Genomic DNA, 22,980 nt, shown 5'->3' with positions numbered 1-22,980 from the left:
CTAAATGGTTGGGGCGTATGGGGCGGATGGCGGGGAGGACAGCCGGTCGTTGCAAGTAGAACCATGGCGATCAGCCACAACAGCAGATGACGATTCATTTCAAGTCCATACCGTGTGTGTAGGCTCCTAGTAGATGATAGGCGGTCGGTTCTCGTTTATGATGAGCATGAGCCGCCGATGTTTGAGTGGCCGCTCTGGGTCTCGCGTGTAGTGTCCGAGATCCTCGGAAATCTCCGTGAGTCTGAGCGGAATCGAAATCCGCTGCTTCATATGAGGCACCTTGGTCTCAATCGCGAGATCGACTAGTTCCTCGGTAGTCCCAGTCACCTCGGCGTTCAGGTTCTTCTCGTCAAGGAAGTGCACGGTCACGCGTTCTTCCGGATCAATCCACGGGATGATCTGCTTTCGTTTTTCGTGGTTCGTCATCGCTGTCTCTCCGCCCTTATCGATAAAGTTTTCAATCCTAAGACATTCACATCTCACAAGAAGGTCATCGAACCAACGACCGGATATAGAGCAGGACATTTTGTTTATCCTTTTCCGATAAAACCCATTGCCAAGCCCCCATCGCGGTGCCTCGCTCTCCTCCATGGATAATCTGTGTCAGCTCGGCATCGGACTTTTTCTGAACGGCGGAACTGGTGAGGTCGGCCGGAGGAGGAGTCACCTCGTAGGCCTTGCCTTTGCCTTGTTCTCCGTGACAGAAGCGGCAATATTGTTCGTAGAGGCGCTTCCCATCCTGGAGATCGTAATGTTCGCGGAGCGCCTTCTGACTGCTTTTCTCTTCCGCAAAGGCGTTCGTAGCAAGTACGCATGACAGAGCAACTACCAATGACAACACCATGGATCGTGATGACATCACCCTTCCCCTTCTGAGCATTCTATGAGAATACCGGGCAACCATCGTGCCAATCGAAACGAGCCGCAGTTGGGTCGCAGTCGCGCTTGAAGCTATTGAAAGCACGAGTCTTTATCGTGGCGAGATGTTGGCCCATCTTCGAGGTCGGAAAAAAGTCCACGGAAAGAGAGCTGATCACTGTCGCGGAATGCTACAGCTGAAACGGAGTTGTCAGTACTTACTGGGCAGTTTCCTGCATACTTCCTAGTTCAACAAATTCTCGGCAGTTGCTCTCCCGACAACAGATCGAGGATACGATGTGTTCCGACGACGGTCCGCAGAATGACCATGGAAGGATCGCGTTCCGTGACCACGCCGATATTGATCGCCTGGTTCGCGGCCTTGTATCGACGCATCACTGCGAGCGCGGCCTCCGACTGTGAAGCCGGGACCATGGCGACGAAGCGCCCCTCGTTCGCCACATAGAGTGGATCGAGGCCTAAGAGCTCGCAGGCTCCGCGCACCGGCTCACTCACTGGAACAGCCGTCTCCTCCACCGTCATGCCCACCTTTGCTGCAACGGCCAGTTCGTTCAGCACGCTGGCCAACCCGCCACGGGTGAGATCACGCAGGCAATGGATGTCGATTCCGCTGTCGAGCAAATCCACAACGATGCGATGCAACGGGGCGGAATCGCTTTCGACGTTGCCGGCGAACGTCAGTCCTTCCCGCACACTGAGGACCGCCACGCCATGGGAGCCGAGATCGCCGCTTACAAGGATCGCGTCACCCGGCTGGATCAACGTCGGCAATATACGGACGCCCAGAGGCACCAAGCCCACCCCGGCCGTGTTGATGAAGATGCCGTCACCCTTGCCCCGATCCACCACTTTGGTATCGCCGGTCACGATCGGCACACCTGCCGCTCGCGCGGCTTCAGCCATCGAGTGCACGACTCGCTGCAGAACGTCCAGGCTCAGTCCCTCTTCCAGGATGAATCCCGCGCTCAGATAGAGCGGCTTCGCGCCACACATGGCCAGATCGTTGATCGTTCCGTTCACCGCCAAACTCCCGATGTCACCGCCGGGGAAAAACAGCGGATGCACCACATAGGAATCGGTGGTGAACGCAAGCGTCCCCTTGTCCATTGGCCAGGTCGCGCCGTCGTGCAGAGAATCCAGCAAGGGATTATGAAAAGCTCGTACGAATACGTCTTGAATCAACTCCTGCATGAGCCGTCCACCACCGCCATGAGCGAGTTGGATGGTGTTCTTGGCAGAGACAGGTAAGGGGCAGGTTGGCTCAAACGCTTTGTGGCTCACGATCGGCTCCGTCCTTGCCCTCGTCATGTTTCATGTGACTTCGGTATCGATAATAAGCGGCACAGGCTCCTTCACTCGACACCATCGGGGCGCCCAACGGTCGCTCCGGCGTGCATTTCGATCCGAAAGCCGGACAGTCCATCGGTTTGAGCAATCCCTGGAGAACCAACCCGCTCCGGCATTCTGGATCCTCCTTGCCTTCAACGAGCTGGGCAAGTTCTCGCTGAAACTTCAGCTCAGCGTCGTAGACACTGTAAGCAGATTTGAGGCGCAGACCGCTTGCTGGAATTTCGCCAATACCGCGCCATGCGCGAGCAGCTGGTTCAAAAACTTCCTCGACGATGGTCCTCGCCTGTCGGTTTCCCTCTCTGCTGACGGACCGCACGTATTGATTCTCGACTTCCACCCGTCCCTCTTCCAACTGACTCACCAGCATCGCGACGCCTTCGAGCACATCGAGCGGTTCAAAGCCGGTTACGACGATCGGCACGCGATACCGTTGTGCAATGGCCTCGTACTCCTCATAACCCATCACCGTGCAGACGTGGCCTGCGGCGAGAAATCCTTGGATCCGATTCTGCGGCGACGACAGGATCGCCTCCATCGCCGGCGGCACCAACACATGGGCGATCAACAGACTAAAGTTCGTGATCCCCGCCTGCTTCGCCTGCGTCACTGCCATGGCCCAAGCCGGTGCGGTGGTTTCAAATCCCACGGCGAAACAGACGATCTCACGATCCGGATTCTTACCAGCCAGTTCGAGGGCATCCAACGGCGAATAGATAATGCGCACATCTCCGCCTGCCGCCTTTACTCCGAAGAGGTCTCCGCGGGATCCGGGAACGCGCAACATGTCCCCGAACGAGCAGAAGATGACTCCCTGCATTGATGCGAGGCAGACGGCCTGGTCAATCAACGACACCGAGGTCACACAGACCGGACAGCCCGGTCCATGAACCAGCGTAAGGTTTGGTGGCAATAGGCTGTCGAGCCCGAACCGGACGATCGCATGGGTCTGCCCCCCGCAGACCTCCATGATCGTCCAAGGCCGACGCACGATCGTCTTGATCCGCTCCGCCAGCGCCGCCGCGACCGCCCGATCTCGAAACTCATCGACGTACTTCATAACCGTGATCCCTTGTAACGCCGTTGTTCGGCATTCGACCAAGCTCGGTGAGCATGGAAGTACCAGATCGGTAATTCAGGGCCGTACACCAATCTCAACAGTGACGCTTCATATTGTGTCCACGAAAGAATCATGTCCAGCGACGCCTTTGGAGAGTAGTGAGAAGGGAACTACCCTCGAACCGCTGAATAGAACGCTTAACTCGCATACTCTCTCGCTTTGGCCAGCGTAGCGTCGACCAAGTCGTGATCGCCAGCCATGCTTGAAAGTTGTGCTGCCGCAAGCAATGCAAAGGTACCCGCCAGGGTGAGAGCCGAGATTACCTCTTCGGCAGGATAGTTCACGGCACCTGTATATGTCTGTGTGACTCTGCGGACAAGCGCCTGATATCCGGTATGCGTAAAGCTGCAGAAGATCGACCAGTGCTTGGATTTGAGTGTGGATAACGGGCCTTCCGGTAAGCCAACCTGGGCTTCCACTAGATTGAGTAAAGTACCGAAGCCCATATCCAGTTTGTCCTTCTCGTACTTGTCGGCATCCTCGTCCTTGGCAACGTGAGACAGCCACAAGCCTCTTCCGAGCGCCTCGAATTCAACTCTTAAGAGGGCATACATCGGGCCGTACAGCTCGGATGTGCAAAGCAGGTGTATTCCTGCGTGATGTTCGATCGCGAGGTCGAAGCATGCGAGCGCAAGCTGGCGTTTCCGATCCACAGAGAAGGGGCGAGCGAGGTGATCGTTGATCCACCTTGCGATCTCTGCCTGCTTCTTCAGGTGTGAATCAATGGCCATGAGCGTTCTAACGGATCGGCTTTAACCGACGTGGGATTGCGCCGCTGGACTGCACCGAGCCTGAAAAGATTGATACCAAAACGGTACAGCCGCCATTTGAACTCCACCATTTCACGTCCGGTTCAACACCTTGTTAGGGCGCATCGGGCTTGGGCTTCCGAGTTCGCGACGGCCCGAACTGGATGGCCACGTCCTTCAGCTCCTCAGGCTTGACGGGTCCGTTTTCCACACCAAGCCATCCAATCAGTAAACGCGCACATTCCTGTTTGATCAGTACGAATATCCGGTGCATTCCCTCGTACGAGAAGTTGATCTCCTTGTCAGCCTTGAACATGTCACGAAGGAGTCGCAGCGACGCATGTTTGTCGGGACGAAGCACGCTCTTCGAATGCAAAATGACGTTTCGTAGCGTTCTCAGGTCGCCCATGATGTCCGATTGGACTTCGTTTAGTTCCACGCCCTTCGCACGCGCAAGCCGCGGCCGGATCTCGTCCTCCCAGTAAGTGAACAAGAAAATCAGAATCGAGCGAGAGTGCTGCTGCTCGTTCTTCCCTCCTGGTCGATTTGCCTCAAGGTATTCGTCGCTTCGGATAATCTGGTTGTGAATGATGCCGGGCTTGGAAGGGTCTTCGTAGCTGGCCCACACGACCGTTGGCATGCCCGTCTCATCAGGTGGCGTCGTTGAAACCGGGCGGTTAGATCGATGGATCTGGCGGGAAACACGAGCATAATGGCCAGCGAAGCCGGCCAATGCGCTCATGTACGCACCGACTTGCTCGTTGACGAAGTCGATGTACTCGCGCACGACCTCGTCGAACTGTTCCTCGGAAGGCTCGCTCATAGCGGCGACGTCCCGTGATGTAGCCTAACAACGTTTAGGGCCGATCCGCATAAGATCCAGAGCTTCCGATTTCTGTCCGTCTAACACGCCATCGAATGGTCCGAGCATAACGCCATAATCGTTAGCGATTCAATGCGATATGATATGACTGTGAATCTATTTATTGATGACGTCGGAGAGGAGAAGGAAAATCGACGACGAAGAGGATGCCTGGCGAGCCCCCATAAGACTCTCACCAGACGAGGTCTAGGCGGCGTCTTCCCCCGCGCTGGATTTGGCATGCAGAACAGTGACGCCGACCAGTTCGTTTCCGTCGTAATGATAGATGAAGCGCCCTTCCATTTCGCTGTCGCTCGCCCGTTGCGGTTTTCGCAGGCTGATATACAGCACGTCCGCTTCGTCATCGTAATCGAGCCACAGGTGGTTGGAACGCAGGTTCAATGAGTGCGGGACCAGGCTCAGGATGTCTATGACTTCTGCCATTGGATGCCTCTCTTGAGCAGCTTGTCGATCTTTGACGTCATGAACGCCGTGATCACGAACCCATCATGCTCCTGTTCCTTGTAAGCGACCACGACATGCTTCGCGCCAATCGCGGTGTGGTCATAACGCTTGACCGCCAGTCGTTCGCCTTTGACGCCGGTTACGACACAATCCGGATCACCGATTGTCTCTACAACAAGATCGAGATGTCCTGCCAGATAGTCGTGCGACTCGACAATGTGGCTCCACCGTTCATGCGTGAGGCGCACCGGAATGCCACGTTTGGAAATCAGTGTGGCGAGGGGTTCCACGCTCGCTGATCACTCCAGAGTCAAGATTCTGTATCTGCCGGAATCCCGACCACACAGTCGCCAGTGGGTAGTCGTGTTGAGGGCTTCAGTATTGCCCAGGCTGGCTGCTATTGCAAGTTTTGGAGACCTCTGGGTCTATTAGCTATTATTTACGACCTCGCAAGGGCAGCCTCGGGGCGATTGTTTAGGCTGCGTCGGTTCAAACCTTGCCGGGAAGCTTGCTGAGGCTCAGTTTCTGTAATTCGACCTTGTTGGTGGCATTGTCGATATCAATACCTCCAGCCGTCCACTCGAATCGTAATCGAGCACGACACCCTGAGACACTTCGCGACTTTCTACGCTCGGTCTTTCAGAAAGATCGATATACAACGAATCAGTATCCGGATGATAGTTGAGCTTCATGGTTCCGAACGCGTGATTATGCTGCTTCCACTTCGACGTGATCGCTTGTGGAGGCAGGAGTGGGAATCGGTTGACCCTGTTCCTTCAATCCCTCTAAGTGAAGCGCGATCGCTTCGCGAATCAGCGAGAGAGCCTCCTCCCTGGATTCACCGGCCGCGACGCAGCCAGGAAGGTCTGGAACGTATGCCCCATAGGAACTTGGGCCCTTTTCGACGACAACCAGGTAACGCATGCCCTTCACCTCTCTTTCTTAAGCCCGGCTTGCTTGAACGCACTATTCAACGTACCGGGCGGAATGTCAACGTTCGGCTTTCCGGCAATCGGCAGAACGTGCGAATTCACCGGTGCTGCACAGCCTTATCACCGAGCGTCTGGTGGGATGTGGGGTTAGGCATTGTGGCGACACTGGACATTTCCAGCATTCATCTGTACAGTAACGCGTACAGTACAGGAGGTGGCCATGGATACGCTGACCTATACCGCCGTTCGTGCCAATCTCGCTCGCGCCATGGACCGGGTGTGCGACGACCACGAAGCCTTGATCATTACCCGCAACGGCGAACAGTCCGTTGTAATGCTATCGCTGGAAGACTACAAGGCGCTGGAAGAAACCGCCTATCTTCTACGAACGCCGGCCAACGCCAAGAGACTTCTCTCCGCCGTTGCGCAACTGAACGCGGGCAAAGGCGTGGAGCGGAAACTGGCCAAGTGAAGCTGGTGTTCGCAGACGAGGCGTGGGAAGACTACCTGTATTGGCAGAAGCACGACAAACGCATGGTAGAACGAATCAACAAGCTCATCCGCGACACACAACGCGAACCCTTCGGTGGCGTCGGCAAACCGGAACCATTGAAGCATGCGCTCTCGGGGTTTTGGTCACGGCGGATTACCGACGAACATCGCATGGTGTATCGCGTGGTCAATGATACGTTAGAAATTGCGCAGCTCCGATTCCATTACTGATTCAGCCCGCCTCTCACTGTTGAGGCCGATTCGCTTAACGCATAACACGCCATAGCCAGCACTTACTGATCCGTTGTCTCTGACGATCCTGAGGCTGCTAACTCGGCATAGGTCTTCAACGTTCGTCGTGCTGCTTCTTCGTCGAGTTTGCTGATAGCAAAGCCGACATGGACGATGACGTAGTCGCCCACCCCTGCTTCCGGGACCAATGCCAACGAGACGGATTTCGTGACTCCGCCGAACGACACGGTTGCCGTGCGGAGCTGGTCATCTTCGATGTTCAGGACTTGCCCAGGAACTGCGAGACACATTCTGTGTACTATCTTTGTTTATTGACCGTCATTTCGCCGGTGCGCCGCTACCACTGCCTGGCCAAGTGACAGCCCTCCATCGTTGGGTGGAACCAGCGCATGACTATAAACAATGAACCCGGCGTTCTCCAGACGTTGTCTCACAAGTGAAAGAAGCAGTCGATTCTGAAAACAGCCTCCGGTCAGGACAATACGAGGTAAACGAGCCATTTGAGCCACGCGTACAGCTCCATTAACGAGGCTGACATGAAATCTGAGGGCAACCAACTCTGGACGGCAACCTCTAAGAAGGTCGTCCAGCATGGCACTGAGCATGGGACGCCAATCGACCACCCACTTGGCATCTGGATTCTGACTGGGCACCAGATCCATCTGATATCCTTCGACCCTCATTCCGCCTTCATCCTCCAGCTCCGCGGCAAACTGGACCGCCATGGCCGCTTGGCCTTCAAACGAAACTTGGTTGCACAATCCGGTGAGTGATGCGACGGCGTCGAACAGCCGCCCCATGCTCGTCGTCCACGGCGATGCGAGGCCGGACTGGAGCAGACTTGCCCATTGCGCACGCTGATCGTCCATCAGGTTCCAAGAAGGAAGCTGCTGGCTCAGCATCCCCTCTCCCATAATCTCCCACAGGACCGCTGCAGCAGATCGGCTCGGCTGCCGCATAGCCGCTTCACCACCCGGCAAACGAAAGGGCAAGAGATGTGCAAACCGTCTGAACTGCCGATAACTCGCGACCAAAAATTCTCCCCCCCACACTTGCCCGTCCGTTCCATAGCCGGCCCCGTCCCAGGCGATGCCCAACACCTCGCCGTCGAGCTTGTGTTCCGCCATACAAGAGGCCACATGAGCATGGTGATGCTGTACGGGGATCAAGGGTACAGATAGAGCCTCGCTCAGCGCTCGCGCGAAGGCTGTTGATCGATAATCAGGATGCAGATCGCAGGCAATGGCCCGTGGTTCGATATCAAGCAGCCGTTGGAGATCCTCGAGTGCCTGCCGGAAGGCTCTGTCCGCTTCAACAGTGGAAAGATCCCCAAGATGTTGGCTGAGGACAACGCGATTGCAGGTCAATATTGCGACGGTATTTTTGAGATGTCCGCCCACGGCGAGAATCGGGCTTTGCTCTCCATCAGCCAGAACATCACTCCAGCGAATGGCTTGAGGCACATAACCCCGCGCCCGCCTGAGGATCACCATGTCGGCTTTCGGTTTTTCCCCTTGCCCACCGTCTTTCGCCCAGACTCTTCCTGAAACCACCCACATCACCGAATCATCGACCGGCCTTGCGATCGGCCGGTCATGCACAAGGAACGCATCGGCGATCCCGTTCAATCGAACCAGCGCCTCCTGTTCGTCGGTCACGATCGGTTCTTCGGAGCGATTACCGCTCGTGGCCACCATGGGATGCCGGAGCGATGCCATCAAGAGGTGATGGAGCGGCGTCGCGGGCAACATCACACCTAGATAAGGATTGTCCGGCGCCACCGCGTCGGCGAGGCTTGCGTCTCGTCGCTTGCGGCTCAGGACGATCGGTGCTTGAGACGAGCAGAGTAGATGCTCCTCTTCCACAGACAACTGACAATAGCCTCTGACTGCCTCAATCGACGGAAACAGCACGGCGAAGGGCTTGTCCGCTCTCTGTTTTCGACCGCGCAACCGCTGAACAGCTTCCTCCGACGTTGCATCAACCCAAAGTTGGAATCCACCCAGTCCTTTCACTGCAACGATGAGTCCTCGTTCGAGCAGTGCCGATGTCTGCCGTAACGCTGCTTCTCCTCCTGCAACTCCGTGACCCTGTTCATCCCACAAAGATAGGCGCGGGCCGCAGGCTGGACAGGCTATCGGTTCCGCATGAAAGCGCCGATCTGATTCGGTGAAATACTCCGTGCGACAAGCAGAGCAGAGCTTGAACCCTGTCATCGTCGTGTTGGATCGTTCGTAAGGAATCGCCGTGATGAGGCTATAGCGAGGACCGCATTGCGTGCAGGTGAGGAACGGATACCGAAAGCGGCGGTCGCGAGGATCAGCAAGCTCGCGGCGACAGTCTTGGCAGGTCGCAAGATCGGGTGGAATGACAAGGGTTCGTTCACCTGACTCAGCACTCGTGACGATTGCAAAGCTCCTATCGCCATGTGCCGGAATGACGTTCGTGTGTATCGTCTCGATGGAAGAAGAACAAGGCACATCGGCTTGAAGCCGTCCGAGGAATATCTCGATAGCCTGCAAACTCCCTTCAGCCTCGATCATGACACCGTTCGTCGTGTTCCCTACCCAGCCGGTCAGTTCTAATGCATGTGCCAATCGGTAGACAAACGGGCGAAACCCCACACCTTGCACTGTTCCTTCTACGTTGACCCGAACACGCTTCACGAGGACCCTTCTCATTGCTGGACCACCAATTCGTGGAGCACTATTTCGGGCTTCTCCAGTCCCGCAACGACTGGTCCTCCGCAGACCGAACAAGCGTCATCCAATCCTGTGACGGCAGTGCCGCTCTTGCATTCGGGACACCATGCCTCGCTTGGAACAGGGATGATCTCTACTCTCGCGCCTTCGGCTTTCGTGCCGCGAGCGGCCAATCGAAATGTCGTCTGAAGCGTTGCCTGATCATGTGTCAAGAGATGCGAGAGGACGCTGACCTTCAGTCGCACGATTGACAGCCTGGCGCCTTCCGTTCTGTGCAACTCGTCCTCTACGGCTTTCACCACTTGCTCCATGAGGTGAAGTTCATGCACGGAGCACCTCGCACTCTTGGACGATCCGGTCTACGACCTGGTCCAAGGCCTTGGCAACCGGAGGGGACAACGGTCGGCCTGTTTCCGTGTTTCCAACTTCAACTCCGAAAACGATCACCGTAGCTGGAAGGACGCCCATTGCACGGGCCAGCTCCAGCGCATCCACCGTCCCGATGGCATGGCTGGAACGAGGAAAGATCTCGAGACCGATTGGGTCGATCGATGCATCAAGTCGATGGATCGTGCCCGGAACTTGCCCGCTTCGCGCTGCATCGATGAGAATCACGATATGCGCGTCCTTCATCAACTCGATGAGGTCTACTCCCACCATCTCCGCCTCGATCACTTCCGCACGGTGGTTGACTTCTTCTTGAAGTTTGCGGGCCGCCTGAAGACCGACCGCATCGTCCCCTCGCATGGCATTACCAAGGCCGATGATTCGAATGGTTGCCATGGTCTGCCTGATCTGTTGGGTCTATCTCGTCGATGGCATGTTGTCTGCTTCAGCTAATCTGTAAGCCCTCGCCATCCTTATGCACGCTCGATTTCCAATCGCAAAAAATGCGTCGCGCAGGAGATACAAGGATCATAGCAACGGATGACTCGTTCACAGGCCAGCGCCGCCTCCTTGTCGGGAAGATGCAAGAGGCGAGGCATGAAAAGACGCAGATCCCGTTCGATGCGCGATTGGTTCTGCGAGGTCGGAGGGATTATTTTTGCTTCACGAATCACGCCGTCTCCATCTAAGTTGTACCGATGATAGAGGATTCCCCTGGGGGCTTCCGTGCAGGCCATACCGGTACCTGGCCGAACTGCGACCGGCGATGTCGGTAAAGGCGGCGGCTCATACCGCTCAATGATGCGCAAGGATTCTTCCAACGCGTACAGGATTTCGATCGACCGCGCGATGATTCCGTGAAACGGATTGCCCAAGGGCAACGCAAGCCCTGTGTCGTCCAGCACTTGTCTGGCCGTGGGCGTCAGACGATCGTGATTGAGGTTCAAACGCGCCAGCGGGCCGACCAGATAGGGGGCGCCCTGCAATGTACAATGGAGGGCGTTGGAATAGGGCACCTGATGCTCGGCGAAATATTGTTCGAACTCGTTCGCCGAAATCTGCAGCACCGTGGATGCGGCTATCTGCCCTTCATTGAGCGGATACTCATCGGGGTGGCGAAGCGCGACATAATTGTAGTTTGGCTCAAATTCGGGAAACTCGAACGACGCCACCCACCGCACGGTTTCCACCGCCGCATCGCGCGCCCATAACAGTTCATCCTTCAACCCTTCAAGCTCACGCCGCAACGGCACCCGTGAGAAGCCGCCGACCTTCACCGAGACCGGATGCACGGATCGGCCACCGAGCAGCGTCATGACGGCGTTACCGGCCTTCTTGAGCTTCAAGCCTCGAGTCACTAGAGGCGCATGGTCCTTCGCCATCGCAACGGCGCTGCTGTAACCAAGGAAATCCGGTGCCTGGAGCAGATAGACGTGCAGGGCGTGGCTTTCGATCCACTCGCCGCAGTAGATCAGCCTGCGCAGGTCGCGCAATGCGCCTTCGACACGCAGGCCCAAAATTTGTTCGATCGCATGGACGGCGCTCATCTGGTACGCGATCGGGCAGATCCCGCAGATGCGCGCGACGATGTCCGGCACTTCGTCGTAATGCCGCCCTTTCAGGAAGGCCTCGAAAAACCTCGGCGGCTCGAAGATCCTGAGCTCCACATCGTGGACGGTACCGTCCTTTACCGTGACACGGAGCGCGCCTTCGCCTTCCACGCGCGCGACCATATCCACGGCAATGGTTCTGGTTTGCGCCGGTTCTTCAGGCATGAGCTCCTCGGCGCTCGCGAGTAAGATACCCTGTGCGCATCACGTCTTTTTCTCCCAGATCTCGCTCTCCGTCCGAAACGGCGACACGTAGCCGTTGATGCCGCGAAATCGCCGCATGACGTCGACCGGGATCAGGTGCAGGTCACGATGAAAGTGCATCGCGAGTGAAGCGGTGTTGGGGGGATTCCCTGGTCCTTTGCGTGTACCTTCGCTCGGGCCGAAGCAGCCGTAACAGTCGCGACCCATGCTCGGGCAGATCGCTCCACAGCCGATCCGCGTGACCGGCCCAAGACAAGGGATTCCCTTGGCGACCAGCACACAGACATTGCCGCGCCGTTTGCACTCCAGACACACGCTGTCGGCGGGCACCCGAGGCCGCACTCCGGCCACCAAGTCCGTGATGACGCGAAGCAGTTGGTCTTTATTGATCGGACAGCCCCACAATTCGAAGTCCACATGGACATGTTCCGAGATGGGCGTGGAGGTACTCAGACTCTGAATATATTCCGGGCTGGGATAGACCGCCTGCTTGAACGCTTCCACGTCGGCCCAGTTGCGCAACGCCTGAATCCCGCCGGCCGTGGCGCAAGCGCCGATCGTGATCAACACCTTCGTTTGCTGGCGCAGGGACAGAATGCGATGCGCATCCTCCGCAGTGGTGATGGATCCCTCTACCAGCGCAATATCGTATGGACCCGGGCTCATGTCGCTGGAGGCTTCGGGGAAATAGGCGATGTCCAACGCCTGGCCCAACGTCAGCAAGTCTTCTTCCAGATTCAAGATGCTGAGTTGACACCCGTCGCATGAGGCGAACTTGAAGACAGCCAATTTTGGCCGCTGTCCGTCTTGCTTAGACATGGCTTCTCCTCACACCCCAGCCCGTCCCAACCACCGCGCGACTCGGTCATACCGCATGACAGGGCCGTCTTTGCACACAAAGTGGGGGCCCAACTGACAATGGCCGCACAGCCCGATCCCGCACTCCATGTGCCGTTCCAGCGAGACATAGATCGCGGTTGCAGGAATGCCGCTGTTCATTAAGATTGGTACGCCCAGGCGCATCATGATCTCGGGCCCACACATCAGTACCATGCTCTTCGCGGAGTCAACCGACACCCGCTCGAACAGTTCCGTCACCACGCCGATGTGATAACTCCAGGTCTTGTCCGGTTGATCACTGGTCAACCACACTTCCGTATCGGGAACGCGTCGCCATGCGTCGAACCGCTCGCGATAGAGCAGATCGTGCGGCGTCTTGACGCCGTGGAGAATCTTGACCGACCCGTATTGTTCTCGCCGCCGGAAGATGTACTCGATGGCCCCGACCACCGGAGCACATCCCAGTCCGCCCGTGACGATCACCACATTGCGTCCACGCGCTTCGTCCAGCGGCCAACCTTGTCCGAACGGTCCTCGGATGCCCAAGACCTCACCGGGCTGGAGAGCGGCGATCGCCTTCGTGATTCGTCCTACAGTGCGGATGGTATGGTCAAGAAACCGAGGCTCATCCGGATCCGACACGATGGAAATCGCCACCTCACCGACTCCGAACAGGTACACCATATTGAACTGTCCCGCGTTGAATCGGAATTGCCGTCGCACCTGCTCGTCAACAAGCTGCAACCGGTAGGTATGGATGTCTTCGGCCTCCCGGATCTTCTCAATGATCGTGGCTGGATGTATGACATAGGGGTTCGCAGATTCGACGTTCACGACGACGTCCCTTCTTCCTGTCGACTCACGGCAGGCCGCTGACTTGCCGGTGTCAACAACGCCGGCAATTCCTCCGTCAAATCGATCCCGACCGGACACCAGGTGATGCAACGGCCGCAACCGACGCAGCCCGACATGCCGAACTGGTCGATCCACGAGGCAAGCTTATGCGTCAGCCACATCCGGTACCGATCTTTAATAGTTGGACGAATGTTCTTGCCGTGGATGTAGCCGTGCTCCTGCGTGAAACAGGAATCCCACAATCTGGTGTGCGCGGTGCGTTGATGATCGAGGTCCGGTGTCTCCTCGATCGCATGGCAAAAGCACGTCGGGCAGACCATCGTGCAATTCGTGCAGGAGAGGCACCGCCCCGCCACATCGTCCCATCGCGGATGTTCTTGAGCGTCATAGAGGGCTTGAGGCAAGCGAGTGTGATCCAGTCGGCGGACTTGGCTCTGGGCACAGCTTTCAATGAGCCTTGTTGCTTCCGTGATGAGGGCCTCTGATGCGGGAGAGAAGGAGAGATTCATAAGCAGATCAGATCCTGCTTCGCTGCCGGCTTCGATGAGCAGCTGGTCTTCGACTTCTGTCAGCACGAGATCGAATCCGTTCTTGGCGCGGGGGCCCGTGTCCATTGACGCGCAGAAACAGGTGGGCAGTGCCCTGGTGCAGTTCACGGCGATCACGAAGAGCGCGTCACGTCTGACCGCATAGTAGGGATCGCGGTACGCGTCCTTGAGAAAAATGCGATCTTGAATGACGAGGCCGGCGAGATCGCAGGGACGAGCCCCGATGACTGCAACTTTCTCTGATTGAGGAATCGTCGGACGAGCGGTGAATCCACCCTTACTCCGGTCGATTTGTAACAACGGCTCGCGCGGGACAAAGACAAACGGTTTCAACGATTGCGGGCCATGGACGACTCCGAATAGGTTTTGGGCTCCGGTCTGTTCAAGCCGATAACGTGCGGGCTCCTGCTGGTCTTGCCAGCCGATCGGCAGATCCGACACCGATCGGATCGTCTCCCACACCACGGACCCGTCATGCACCGTGGGTCCGATGATTCGATAGCCCTTGGCGCTTAAGGCATCGAACAAGCGTTGCAGGTCGGCTCTCGGTAGGATGCCGCGCATTTCACCAGCCGCTACTACGAAGGGAACCGCTCATTTTTTGATACACGGACCATCGCCATCGTACGGACTCTCTTCCTCCCATGCAAGACGGGAAGCATCGGAAGAGCAGCTGAGTGCTCTGTGCCCTTTGGCTGTTGCGTCATACACAGGGGAATCAACTAGTTGCGCGGTTCGTAGCGTCCCCCTATCATGCAAATGGCGCGAGAGCGCACGACCACGGCAAAGACACCACATGCTCGATCCATTCATCTACTCTGATGACGGATGAATGATGAATAAGTGAGCGACTATGGCAGCATCACGGTTTCATATGAGAGCGTTCGTCCCTTGGTTGATTCTCCTTGTCCTGGCCGCTGGATGCTCTGGCCGAACAGTCGCAACTACGGGGGAAGACCGGGCTTCTACGCCAAGTTCATCTCCGGCCGCTGTCACAGAAACAATAACAGTGAAAGCGGAACCACTGCCCACGGTTACGACTCCGATCGAAGAGGTACGCACGGCGGAACAACCGGTCCCTGTGCCCCCGGAGCCGGCAGCCTCTGCGTCGGCTCAACCGACGCCGGAGCTGTCGGACATTTTTTTCGATTTCGATCAGTACGCTATTCGGAGTGATGCACGACCCAGGCTCAAATCCAATGCCGCGATTCTGAAGGCGCAACCGTTTCAAAACGTTGTGATCGAAGGCCATTGCGACGAGCGGGGAACCAGTGCGTACAACCTCGTTCTTGGGGAGCGGCGCGCACAGGCCGCCAGTCGACATTTGCAGGCTCTCGGCGTGCAGGCATCTCGAATTCAGACGGCGAGCTATGGGAAAGAGCGGCCGTTCTGCATGGAGCGCACCGAAGCCTGCTGGCAATCAAATCGGCGTGCTCACTTCAGGTTGCTGCCTTAACCAGGCCTATGTGTCTTGCGACGAACTGTAAAGGACAGAATGCGATCGTCTCGCCCAACGCCATGATTCACGCCTGGCGTTGATCCTCCTGTCAGGTTAGGAATCTGTGCGTACGCGGAATCGTGGCTCAAGCGCCTTCAGGTTTTCCATGATGCCTGTATATTCCAATTCCCCCATGGGCAGCATGGCGGCACCGAAGAACCCTTGGCGGCGCATGTCGATGGCCTTGTCGGACACGGTGTCGCGTACTCGATTCCAAAACGGATGAGCGAACGGATCCACCGGTTCGGTGAACCGTCCCTCGTGCATGGCGAACGCCGCACAGGTGATCACCGGAGGGCCATCGAAGTAGCTGATACCGGACTGAAGGGGAACCGGCATCAAGGGCATCTGATGGGAGCCACGCATCCCACCTGCCACATAAGGCCCGACTGCATAAGGTGCCAAGATCTCGCCCGTGGCCGGGAAATCCTTCTGTACTCGGACAAGCATCACCGGATCGTCCTTGCCGGTGTACTTCCCGGCGATGTTATGTAGCCGGGAGGTGGAGGCGACCACCGCTTGTTCCCCGCTTGCGGCTGACCAGACCGATTCCACCGCGTACCGTTCGGTGTCCCGCAATAACGCGGCGATTTCGTATAATTGTTTCGGGGCATCCAGCTCGATGATCCGGTCGCCTTCAGTATGATTCACATCCATAATGACGAAGCGGAAGCCTTGTGCCATGTTGGGCGCCAGGATCAACCCCGGTGTGTTCATGGGATCGGCGAAAGCCAGATACAGCGGTAGATTAAAGGCACCCGGATCGGTCTTATCGGCCGCGAAGAACAGAAATGGCTCATTCGGCCGCTCGTTGAACTCCATCTCCGCCACGGCGGGTCCCATCCCGTGCACATTGCCCGAGAAGGCGTCTTTCAACAAATCCTGACCGGCACCGTAGAGCCCCTGTTGTTTGGCAACCTTCGTCCCGGCCAGGAAGGCGTCCCACGCCAGTTTGTGGACCGCCTCGTGTCCGACGCCATGCCGGTGGCTCATCAAGATCGCGATATCATCACCGGTACTGCTGACATACTGGTCGATCAATAACGAAGAGCCATGCTGAGCAACATAGCTCCGAACCGTTTCCAGCAATTGGCGCGAGGGACAGATATGGCCGCCGATCGATCCGATATCGGCTTTGATGATGCTCAGGGTGACCTTCATGGCTGTCTCCTCTTCTGGCGAACGAGAGCACGCCTGCTACCTAAACAAAGATGAGCAATCTCAATGCCACAGCGGTTTCGGAGCTATTTTACGTTCCGTGGTCGGATTCATAGAGATACGTGGCATGGGCAATGATTCAGGCACTTACTTGGGGAATGGGTCTACAGTGAAGTGAGGCGCGATGAGGCGCGATGCAACAGTGGACGAGGCTTAACATGGTCTTGCACCAGGCGCATTCATGAGAGTGCTGTCATTTGTTGCTGAGGCATTCGACACACGCCGCGTGTAACGCTTTCAGCACACTGCATACAGGCCCCTCGTCAGCGCGTTGCAGAAAGCCTTCACACGCGTGAAGGCCAATTGAACTTCTTGCCTAATTTGCGGACGTACGGCCTGCAGCGTCCTCCCGGCTGTCGGAACGACTTCGACGACCACCAATTGCGGTGAAGAAATCGGACGCCCGATCTGGCTAGTGATCCAAACGGTGACCTCTCGCACTCCGTGCACTTTCTTATGGATGTCTTCGGCTAATACCTGCGCCAGTACGTTGTATATTTTTCCGACATGCGTCACCGGATTCTTGCCGGCCGCGGCCTCGGCGCTGGCCGGCCGGCGGAGTGAGATAATCCCACAGACACGATTGCCCCGCCCCACCTCGCCGGAATCACCGGCCTCCGCCGATGTGCCGAGTAGCGTCAGATAGGCACCGGCCTCACCGGCGCCGCGCCGATCCAATGTATTCACGTGTATGTGCGGTGAAACGCCGCGCCCACTGTTTCGTTCCACAAACTCTTTTAGCGCGCGCGTCACCAGCGCCTTGCGTGCGAAATACTCGGACTCGCGACTGATCAACGGAGCGAGAAACGGCATCGCCACCGTCACAGTCAAATCCCTGCCGCGTCGTACGGCCAGTACCTTGACATCTTCGCCGGTGTCCGGAAATTCATTTTTGAATGAACGGCTGTTCAAGAATCGCTCGATCTGGAACACCAGCCGCTCCGTCGGCGTCAAAGGTGCGTATCCGACGGTGGCGGATGTATCATTGGCGACGGCTTCCCGCGGCTGCTCAGACACGGACCGCAGTTCCTCTGATGCCGGCCTCAATTCAACTTGGCATTCCAGTTCTTTGAGCGGCTTGATGCGAGGTAGATGCCGTTTGAGCCACCTGAATGCCGTTTGTTCGGCGATCTCGTTAATCGGCATACGCTTGTTTTTCCATTCGAAGGTGGCCCGGTCGCCCATCACCAACCGCATCGGCGTCAAGATCGACCCTCCGCCAAATCGACAATCGACCTGGCCGGCCACTAACATCCCCTTGTCGGCATTGAAATGGAGGACGCGGCCGCACGTCTTAAGATAGGTTCTGGCCAGTTGGACAGCAACAGCCTCCATCACGGCATCGCAAATGGTGTCGGGATGACCCAACCCTTTTCGTTCCACGATCTCCATCGCTTCCTCTGCGGGTGAGATCCGAGAGGATTCGACGATCATCGGCTCAATGAGACTCATTGTTCACAGGTAGGGTCCGATTAACTCACGTTTGCGCGAAAGGCAATCTGTTTCTGAGCGGATCACCAAGGGCCATCAGCGGTATCCACTGATCCGGTGCGTCATGATGAAGGTTTGCCCGCCTCAGGCCGTCCAACCCGCGTTCGCCCACTCTTCCCGCTTGGCCCTTCGCACGACGGTGCCAGCATCAAGGGCCCAGCTGCACGGGGAATCACCTGCTGCAACAATGTGGAGACAGATTCCGGTCCTTGTACTCACGCTTTCATTGGGCTCGCGCGCTCAGACTTGTTTACAAAGCGCTTTATCTCATCTTAGGTGATTTTTTCGGTTTCACCTTTTCCTCTTCCACATCGATCACCGCACCGCTCTCGGCGTCGATGTGGACCTCCATCACCTTATTCTCGGCCGTAAGGACTTCGACTTCCCAGACGATTTTGTTGTGCTTTTTCTCAAGCTCGGCCTCGATGACTTTCCCTGCCACCTTGTCCGATGCCGTTTTGATCGCCTCGTCGATCGTCACCTTGGCTGCTGCAGCCATCTCCGCCTTGCCTTTCTTTTCTTTGTCGGTGGCGTAGGCTCCTCCGGCGACGGCTAGTGTTCCAGCTGCCAATAACAGGGCCAAGGCACACACGGCGAATGATTGTCGTCTCATGGGCAACCTCCTTCTCTATTGAGTGATCCAAGCAGCGCAACTCCTGTTGGACGTGATTACGCGTTGCATTCGAGCCCGAGGATCTCTCGCTCTGCCTCCAACCAGTCCTCGAGCGCGCGGCCCTGCCGATATCCATGATCCACGTACAACTCATAGGCGCGATTGGTGATGCGGGCTTGGAGATCGTCACAGGGAGAAACCGGCTGGCAATGGACCGGCTCCTTCTCAGCGGCAGCCGACTCCGGTTTCTGGATCGATTCAGTGCCCTTCCGCTTGCGCGCTTCTTTCGCCGTCTGTGGTTGCATGGCTTCACTCCCTCCTTCTCTTCTCTCACGCAGGATGGTTGCACGATGTGGGGTTCGGCCCCGCATAGAGGCCGGTACTTTTCATCGTGAGTCGGACTTGTCCCCCTCGACTCAGGCGGTTCAGCTCACAGAACACCTGATTCCAGATCCAGGTCTGGACACTCAAGAACCACTTCTTCGAGCTGGCTACCTGGGGAACGAAGGATGACTTCCAGGATGTGTTCTCCCTTCTGATCGACGTGCGCACTGCTTTGGTCGTGGAACGGAAGAGCTCCGCTTGCATCTTGAATGCCACTCATGGTCGCCGGTGAGACGACAAGACGGAGCGGCTGAAAATGATGCTACTGCGAGCGGGCGGCGTTAAGGTCAGCCACCGATAAGCTCAGCGTTCCCTGTCATAACGTGTGGTATTGTGCGGCACTACCACTCGGAATCCTGTGGCGGAACACCGCTCTCACCGAGACGCACTCTATGTACGGTTCACGTCACGGCATCTCACGTGGAGAGAGACATCACGGAAGCAAGGCAAAGACTCTACGCTTATCTGGTCACATTACTTCGAACCTTGGTACGGATCGTCGAAGGTGGCCCCACACTCCAGGCATCGAACTTTGCCTGTTCGCTTGCCACCTCTGGTCAGGACCTCGTCGATGAGTCGTCCATGAACGCAGGACGAATTCGCGGTGGCTTCGTCGGATTTCTGCACCGTTTCACGCACTATGGGAGTCTCCATAGACACCTCCGCTCCTTCGAGCAACGAATGCTCGCCTTCGGACCCCTGGAGAGATTTTTCCATGTGCCCTTGCCGTTATCGATCACGATGGCAGAGGCTGTTATTGTAGGCCTCATCACAAAGACTCCACAAGAGCGACATGCTCCCGATCGGCTTGATAAGTGAGGAGTCAATAATATTTGCATGTATGATTAGGACAACCCTAGTGCCGAAACCTAGGAGAATGCTTGAGCGTCTTGCGCCATTTGCGCTGCCTCCGTTGTCCCCAAGAAAAGCCTCGATGCATCGGCCACACACTGGCTCGTCTATGCCCCCTCCGCTACAGTGGTCAAGTGATCGGGGATTGATTATGCGTAAAGCGGGGTTATCTCGTAGTTGAGCGGAGGCTTCGGTGAGAGGAACAGTCAGGGAACCGAGGTCGAGCGCTGGGGTGGTGAGCAAGCCCGCCGGTGTCGAGCGGGAAGCCTAAACCCCTCCAAGACCTCCACTTTTCACGAAGAGCTCTCTAGACCTGCCTCCGCTTTTGCCTTACGTCCAGGTGATGTCCCGGATAAATGGATGCAGGTCATAAAATAGAGTGAAGCCTTTTTAGACTGAGTGGTTGGTGTCGTTGGAGTCTTGGAAACAAGAATTCTCATAGAAGGAACATAAACAACGGCTCGCTCTTGTGTAGAACGACGGGGACCGTCATCTGGCCGGAATCACGCTCGGCAATCCTTCAGTCGCTTAAGGCTGATTGCCCCGCGCCTCAATCTTTATTCTGGCCCGCATTCACGGCCGTGCCTAATGGCACCGATGACCGATAGCGCGTCCCTCGAACTGTGACTCCGCGACGGAAACAGCGCCCGCATCCCTCGCACATTGGCTGCACAGGAGCGAGCCCTCACCTACCACCTTCGCCCTCTCTACATTCACGACACCTCCTTCACTTATCAGATAATCTCGATCTCGCCGGAATCAAGAAAGCCACAGAACCCGGCAGTATAAGGCCCGACGGAAGCAGTAACTAACTGAATCGGGCTTTCCCTTTCCTGGCAAAAAGCCTCTGCGCTTCTTCGTAAGCCATATCCTTCGGACTCTGTGTCTGACGATGGGCGAGAATGACCGCATCGACACGCTCCCCGCAGCAGACACAATGCCAATCGAATGAGCCAAGCTCCAACACTTTCTCCCGAACCATCAACCCGCCGCAGCGATCACAGCGGTGAAGGCGAACTCTTGTGTTTTCTTTCGTGGCAACAGCGCTGGTCATAGACTGTCCTCCTTAGGCCGTGAGAGCCACCGGGATGGAAAAGGATTCGACAATGACCTCGCTCGGCTTTCGTTCAAGACTCACTGCCGTGATGTCGAAAGAGGCAACAGCACCATGGATATCACTGTCCCGTAATGCCACATACTCCTCTCCCGTCGACCATCGCAAAATCAGTATTTCACAGAGATACCGCTTATCTTGGATGACATAGGTTTGCGTCGCGGACGGTGGCACCGTCGATGCACAGTCGTCAGACTAGAGGATCCGACACTCATCACCACACAAGGAGGTCTTAGTCATGAGCGCGTTGACTAGATGGGAACCGACGACGAGATGGAATCCCTTCAAAGAGATCGAGGATATGGAGAAACGACTTTCAGGCTTCTTCGGCCGGGCACCGATTTCCGCCGGTGGGGATAAGAAGGAAGCCATTACGGTTACGGAGTGGTCACCGCTGGTGGATATCTCGGAGGACGAGAAGGAATACCTCATCAAGGCTGAAGTACCGGAAATGAAGAAGGAGGAGATCAAGATCAGCGTTCACGACGATGTCCTGGCCATCAGTGGCGAGCGGAACTACGAGAAAGAAGAAAAGGGCAAGAAATATCACCGCGTCGAGCGCTCATACGGCAGTTTTATGCGAAGCTTTACCCTTCCCGAAGATGCCGACGGTTCCAAGGTCAACGCCGAGTACAAGGATGGCGTGCTTAAAGTGCATCTCCCCAAAGCGGAAAAGGCCAAACCCAAATCGATCGAAGTGAAGATTTCCTGACGGGAACCAGGCTCGGGATGTCTCATCCCGAGCTTCACTGACTGAAGGGAGGGCATCATGTTTCGGCACCCCCGCTACCTGGACATTCCCTGGGAAGTCCATTGGGATCAGAAAGAACACGAGCCTCATCATCATGTGCTCCTCATCCTCGCCATTATTCTCATGGCGATGTTCCTGATCGGGGTCGGTGTGACAAGCGGCTTGATGTAGAGCCGTCCGTCCAATCGGCAGAGAGGAAGACGGTGACGTTCAGGAATCGTGAAGAGGCTGGTCGTCGGCTCGTTGAGCCGCTGCTGCAGTACCGGAACGACTCCACGGCCATTATTTTGGCGCTTCCTCGCGGTGGAGTCGCCGTCGGGTATCAGTTGAGTCTGGGGCTGCGCCTTCCACTGGATGTCTTCATCGCTCGGAAGCTGGGGGCACCGGATAATCCGGAATATGCGCTGGGTGCCGTGGGGGAAACAGGGACGATCTATTTGAACCCTGAAGCCATGGCGGCCTATGGGTTGTCTCAGGCGGACTGCGACGCGTTGGTTCAGATGCAGCAACAAGAGATCAAGCGACGGCAACAGCTCTATCGCCAGGATCGCCATCTCCCCACGCTTGCCGACCGTATTGTCATTCTCGTCGATGACGGCATTGCCACGGGTTCCACGTTCTTTGCGGCGGCCAAGTCCATCAAGCAGCTGAGGCCGCACCGCCTGATCGGAGCCATTCCAGTCGGCCCATCGGAGACGATACGAGAAGCTCGTGAGCAGGTGGACGAGTTGGTGGTGCTTGCCACACCGGATCCGTTTTGGGCCGTCGGAAACCACTATGTCGATTTTACACAGGTCAGCGATCACGATGTGGTG

29 protein-coding genes and 1 pseudogene are annotated in these 22,980 nt (G+C 56.8%); 5 read left to right on the top strand and 25 right to left on the bottom strand.

Annotation, left to right across the window (positions count from 1 at the left end):
* Positions 1-126 precede the first annotated feature (126 nt).
* The 9 genes from A4E19_05210 to A4E19_05170 form a co-directional block, all read right to left on the bottom strand.
* A complete protein-coding gene (locus A4E19_05210) occupies positions 127-426 on the bottom strand; it encodes a hypothetical protein (protein ID OQW32758.1) in 300 nt (99 codons plus the stop codon).
* Between the two features lie 64 nt (positions 427-490).
* Positions 491-859: a hypothetical protein gene (locus tag A4E19_05205; GenBank protein ID OQW32757.1), complete on the bottom strand. Its 369-nt coding sequence runs from the start codon at positions 857-859 to the stop codon at positions 491-493.
* A gap of 248 nt (positions 860-1,107) precedes the next feature.
* Positions 1,108-2,187 carry a hydrogenase expression/formation protein HypE gene (locus A4E19_05200; protein ID OQW32756.1) on the bottom strand — a complete coding sequence of 360 codons (1,080 nt, stop codon included), beginning with the start codon at positions 2,185-2,187 and terminating at the stop codon, positions 1,108-1,110.
* Positions 2,141-3,286: a hydrogenase formation protein HypD gene (locus A4E19_05195; protein ID OQW32755.1), complete on the bottom strand. Its 1,146-nt coding sequence runs from the start codon at positions 3,284-3,286 to the stop codon at positions 2,141-2,143. Before A4E19_05195 ends, A4E19_05200 begins: the two co-directional genes overlap by 47 nt.
* A gap of 197 nt (positions 3,287-3,483) precedes the next feature.
* Complete coding sequence (locus tag A4E19_05190; protein OQW32754.1) at positions 3,484-4,077, bottom strand: hypothetical protein; 594 nt, start codon at positions 4,075-4,077, stop codon at positions 3,484-3,486.
* Positions 4,078-4,210: 133 nt separating this feature from the next.
* Positions 4,211-4,918, bottom strand: coding sequence for a hypothetical protein (locus A4E19_05185; protein ID OQW32753.1), 708 nt, complete (start codon positions 4,916-4,918; stop codon positions 4,211-4,213).
* 246 nt (positions 4,919-5,164) lie between these two features.
* On the bottom strand, positions 5,165-5,401 hold the full coding sequence (locus A4E19_05180) for a hypothetical protein (GenBank protein ID OQW32752.1): 237 nt from the start codon (positions 5,399-5,401) through the stop codon (positions 5,165-5,167).
* Positions 5,386-5,712: a hypothetical protein gene (locus tag A4E19_05175; GenBank protein OQW32751.1), complete on the bottom strand. Its 327-nt coding sequence runs from the start codon at positions 5,710-5,712 to the stop codon at positions 5,386-5,388. The genes A4E19_05180 and A4E19_05175 overlap by 16 nt, the downstream gene beginning before the upstream one ends.
* Before the next feature lie 418 nt (positions 5,713-6,130).
* Positions 6,131-6,346, bottom strand: a complete 216-nt coding sequence (locus tag A4E19_05170; protein OQW32750.1) for a hypothetical protein — start codon at positions 6,344-6,346, stop codon at positions 6,131-6,133.
* A gap of 228 nt (positions 6,347-6,574) precedes the next feature.
* On the opposite strand from A4E19_05170, the gene A4E19_05165 reads away from it, so the two are divergent.
* Positions 6,575-6,826 (top strand): antitoxin, encoded by a 252-nt coding sequence (locus tag A4E19_05165; protein OQW32749.1) that lies wholly within the window; start codon positions 6,575-6,577, stop codon positions 6,824-6,826.
* Positions 6,823-7,077, top strand: coding sequence for a toxin YoeB (locus tag A4E19_05160; protein OQW32748.1), 255 nt, complete (start codon positions 6,823-6,825; stop codon positions 7,075-7,077). The genes A4E19_05165 and A4E19_05160 overlap by 4 nt, the downstream gene beginning before the upstream one ends.
* 62 nt (positions 7,078-7,139) lie before the next feature.
* Here the strand turns inward: A4E19_05160 and A4E19_05155 are convergent, their stop codons facing one another.
* The 8 genes from A4E19_05155 to A4E19_05120 form a co-directional block, all read right to left on the bottom strand.
* Positions 7,140-7,388 carry a hydrogenase assembly protein HupF gene (locus A4E19_05155; GenBank protein OQW32747.1) on the bottom strand — a complete coding sequence of 83 codons (249 nt, stop codon included), beginning with the start codon at positions 7,386-7,388 and terminating at the stop codon, positions 7,140-7,142.
* Between the two features lie 18 nt (positions 7,389-7,406).
* The gene (locus A4E19_05150) at positions 7,407-9,779 is read right to left on the bottom strand and encodes a hypothetical protein (protein OQW32746.1); all 2,373 of its coding nucleotides are present in this window, start codon (positions 9,777-9,779) and stop codon (positions 7,407-7,409) included.
* Complete coding sequence (locus A4E19_05145) at positions 9,776-10,111, bottom strand: hypothetical protein (GenBank protein ID OQW32745.1); 336 nt, start codon at positions 10,109-10,111, stop codon at positions 9,776-9,778. The genes A4E19_05150 and A4E19_05145 overlap by 4 nt, the downstream gene beginning before the upstream one ends.
* A gap of 10 nt (positions 10,112-10,121) precedes the next feature.
* Positions 10,122-10,583: a hypothetical protein gene (locus A4E19_05140; protein OQW32744.1), complete on the bottom strand. Its 462-nt coding sequence runs from the start codon at positions 10,581-10,583 to the stop codon at positions 10,122-10,124.
* A 77-nt stretch (positions 10,584-10,660) separates the two neighbouring features.
* Complete coding sequence (locus A4E19_05135) at positions 10,661-11,962, bottom strand: dehydrogenase (protein ID OQW32743.1); 1,302 nt, start codon at positions 11,960-11,962, stop codon at positions 10,661-10,663.
* Positions 11,963-12,001: 39 nt separating this feature from the next.
* The gene (locus tag A4E19_05130) at positions 12,002-12,820 is read right to left on the bottom strand and encodes a hypothetical protein (GenBank protein OQW32742.1); all 819 of its coding nucleotides are present in this window, start codon (positions 12,818-12,820) and stop codon (positions 12,002-12,004) included.
* 9 nt (positions 12,821-12,829) lie between these two features.
* Positions 12,830-13,675 carry a Ni/Fe hydrogenase subunit gamma gene (locus A4E19_05125; protein OQW32741.1) on the bottom strand — a complete coding sequence of 282 codons (846 nt, stop codon included), beginning with the start codon at positions 13,673-13,675 and terminating at the stop codon, positions 12,830-12,832.
* Positions 13,672-14,808: a hypothetical protein gene (locus A4E19_05120; protein ID OQW32740.1), complete on the bottom strand. Its 1,137-nt coding sequence runs from the start codon at positions 14,806-14,808 to the stop codon at positions 13,672-13,674. The genes A4E19_05125 and A4E19_05120 overlap by 4 nt, the downstream gene beginning before the upstream one ends.
* A gap of 445 nt (positions 14,809-15,253) precedes the next feature.
* Between A4E19_05120 and A4E19_05115 the strand changes: the two genes are divergently transcribed.
* On the top strand, positions 15,254-15,700 hold the full coding sequence (locus A4E19_05115; protein OQW32739.1) for a hypothetical protein: 447 nt from the start codon (positions 15,254-15,256) through the stop codon (positions 15,698-15,700).
* 96 nt (positions 15,701-15,796) lie between these two features.
* Here A4E19_05115 and A4E19_05110 read toward each other — a convergent pair whose 3' ends face one another.
* The 8 genes from A4E19_05110 to A4E19_05075 form a co-directional block, all read right to left on the bottom strand.
* The gene (locus A4E19_05110) at positions 15,797-16,903 is read right to left on the bottom strand and encodes a fructose 1,6-bisphosphatase (GenBank protein OQW32738.1); all 1,107 of its coding nucleotides are present in this window, start codon (positions 16,901-16,903) and stop codon (positions 15,797-15,799) included.
* Positions 16,904-17,197: 294 nt separating this feature from the next.
* Positions 17,198-18,394, bottom strand: coding sequence for a hypothetical protein (locus A4E19_05105; GenBank protein OQW32737.1), 1,197 nt, complete (start codon positions 18,392-18,394; stop codon positions 17,198-17,200).
* A 319-nt stretch (positions 18,395-18,713) separates the two neighbouring features.
* Positions 18,714-19,064, bottom strand: coding sequence for a hypothetical protein (locus A4E19_05100; GenBank protein OQW32736.1), 351 nt, complete (start codon positions 19,062-19,064; stop codon positions 18,714-18,716).
* Positions 19,065-19,120: 56 nt separating this feature from the next.
* Complete coding sequence (locus A4E19_05095) at positions 19,121-19,369, bottom strand: hypothetical protein (GenBank protein ID OQW32735.1); 249 nt, start codon at positions 19,367-19,369, stop codon at positions 19,121-19,123.
* A gap of 25 nt (positions 19,370-19,394) precedes the next feature.
* Positions 19,395-19,652 carry a hypothetical protein gene (locus A4E19_05090; protein OQW32734.1) on the bottom strand — a complete coding sequence of 86 codons (258 nt, stop codon included), beginning with the start codon at positions 19,650-19,652 and terminating at the stop codon, positions 19,395-19,397.
* A 270-nt stretch (positions 19,653-19,922) separates the two neighbouring features.
* Positions 19,923-20,165, bottom strand: a complete 243-nt coding sequence (locus tag A4E19_05085) for a hypothetical protein (protein OQW32733.1) — start codon at positions 20,163-20,165, stop codon at positions 19,923-19,925.
* A 943-nt stretch (positions 20,166-21,108) separates the two neighbouring features.
* Complete coding sequence (locus tag A4E19_05080) at positions 21,109-21,354, bottom strand: hypothetical protein (protein ID OQW32732.1); 246 nt, start codon at positions 21,352-21,354, stop codon at positions 21,109-21,111.
* 12 nt (positions 21,355-21,366) lie between these two features.
* Positions 21,367-21,588, bottom strand: a complete 222-nt coding sequence (locus A4E19_05075) for a hypothetical protein (protein OQW32731.1) — start codon at positions 21,586-21,588, stop codon at positions 21,367-21,369.
* 64 nt (positions 21,589-21,652) lie between these two features.
* On the opposite strand from A4E19_05075, the gene A4E19_05070 reads away from it, so the two are divergent.
* Positions 21,653-22,126: a heat-shock protein Hsp20 gene (locus A4E19_05070; GenBank protein OQW32730.1), complete on the top strand. Its 474-nt coding sequence runs from the start codon at positions 21,653-21,655 to the stop codon at positions 22,124-22,126.
* Positions 22,127-22,368: 242 nt separating this feature from the next.
* A pseudogene (locus tag A4E19_05065) lies at positions 22,369-22,980 on the top strand (hypothetical protein).

Source organism: Nitrospira sp. SG-bin1 (assembly GCA_002083365.1).
Classification (GTDB): Bacteria; Nitrospirota; Nitrospiria; order Nitrospirales; family Nitrospiraceae; genus Nitrospira_D.
Note: the sequence above shows the minus strand (reverse complement) of the source record. Positions and strands in the feature narration are given on the sequence as shown.

Coding starts and splice junctions, on each gene's coding strand:
- A4E19_05210 (OQW32758.1), bottom strand. CDS start 426: ATGACGAACCACGAAAAACGAAAGCAGATCATCCCGTGGATTGATCCG.
- A4E19_05205 (OQW32757.1), bottom strand. CDS start 859: ATGTCATCACGATCCATGGTGTTGTCATTGGTAGTTGCTCTGTCATGC.
- A4E19_05200 (OQW32756.1), bottom strand. CDS start 2,187: ATGACGAGGGCAAGGACGGAGCCGATCGTGAGCCACAAAGCGTTTGAG.
- A4E19_05195 (OQW32755.1), bottom strand. CDS start 3,286: ATGAAGTACGTCGATGAGTTTCGAGATCGGGCGGTCGCGGCGGCGCTG.
- A4E19_05190 (OQW32754.1), bottom strand. CDS start 4,077: ATGGCCATTGATTCACACCTGAAGAAGCAGGCAGAGATCGCAAGGTGG.
- A4E19_05185 (OQW32753.1), bottom strand. CDS start 4,918: ATGAGCGAGCCTTCCGAGGAACAGTTCGACGAGGTCGTGCGCGAGTAC.
- A4E19_05180 (OQW32752.1), bottom strand. CDS start 5,401: ATGGCAGAAGTCATAGACATCCTGAGCCTGGTCCCGCACTCATTGAAC.
- A4E19_05170 (OQW32750.1), bottom strand. CDS start 6,346: ATGCGTTACCTGGTTGTCGTCGAAAAGGGCCCAAGTTCCTATGGGGCA.
- A4E19_05165 (OQW32749.1), top strand. CDS start 6,575: ATGGATACGCTGACCTATACCGCCGTTCGTGCCAATCTCGCTCGCGCC.
- A4E19_05155 (OQW32747.1), bottom strand. CDS start 7,388: ATGTGTCTCGCAGTTCCTGGGCAAGTCCTGAACATCGAAGATGACCAG.
- A4E19_05150 (OQW32746.1), bottom strand. CDS start 9,779: ATGAGAAGGGTCCTCGTGAAGCGTGTTCGGGTCAACGTAGAAGGAACA.
- A4E19_05145 (OQW32745.1), bottom strand. CDS start 10,111: ATGGAGCAAGTGGTGAAAGCCGTAGAGGACGAGTTGCACAGAACGGAA.
- A4E19_05140 (OQW32744.1), bottom strand. CDS start 10,583: ATGGCAACCATTCGAATCATCGGCCTTGGTAATGCCATGCGAGGGGAC.
- A4E19_05135 (OQW32743.1), bottom strand. CDS start 11,962: ATGCCTGAAGAACCGGCGCAAACCAGAACCATTGCCGTGGATATGGTC.
- A4E19_05130 (OQW32742.1), bottom strand. CDS start 12,820: ATGTCTAAGCAAGACGGACAGCGGCCAAAATTGGCTGTCTTCAAGTTC.
- A4E19_05120 (OQW32740.1), bottom strand. CDS start 14,808: ATGCGCGGCATCCTACCGAGAGCCGACCTGCAACGCTTGTTCGATGCC.
- A4E19_05110 (OQW32738.1), bottom strand. CDS start 16,903: ATGAAGGTCACCCTGAGCATCATCAAAGCCGATATCGGATCGATCGGC.
- A4E19_05105 (OQW32737.1), bottom strand. CDS start 18,394: ATGATCGTCGAATCCTCTCGGATCTCACCCGCAGAGGAAGCGATGGAG.
- A4E19_05100 (OQW32736.1), bottom strand. CDS start 19,064: ATGAGACGACAATCATTCGCCGTGTGTGCCTTGGCCCTGTTATTGGCA.
- A4E19_05095 (OQW32735.1), bottom strand. CDS start 19,369: ATGCAACCACAGACGGCGAAAGAAGCGCGCAAGCGGAAGGGCACTGAA.
- A4E19_05090 (OQW32734.1), bottom strand. CDS start 19,652: ATGCAAGCGGAGCTCTTCCGTTCCACGACCAAAGCAGTGCGCACGTCG.
- A4E19_05085 (OQW32733.1), bottom strand. CDS start 20,165: ATGGAAAAATCTCTCCAGGGGTCCGAAGGCGAGCATTCGTTGCTCGAA.
- A4E19_05080 (OQW32732.1), bottom strand. CDS start 21,354: ATGACCAGCGCTGTTGCCACGAAAGAAAACACAAGAGTTCGCCTTCAC.
- A4E19_05070 (OQW32730.1), top strand. CDS start 21,653: ATGAGCGCGTTGACTAGATGGGAACCGACGACGAGATGGAATCCCTTC.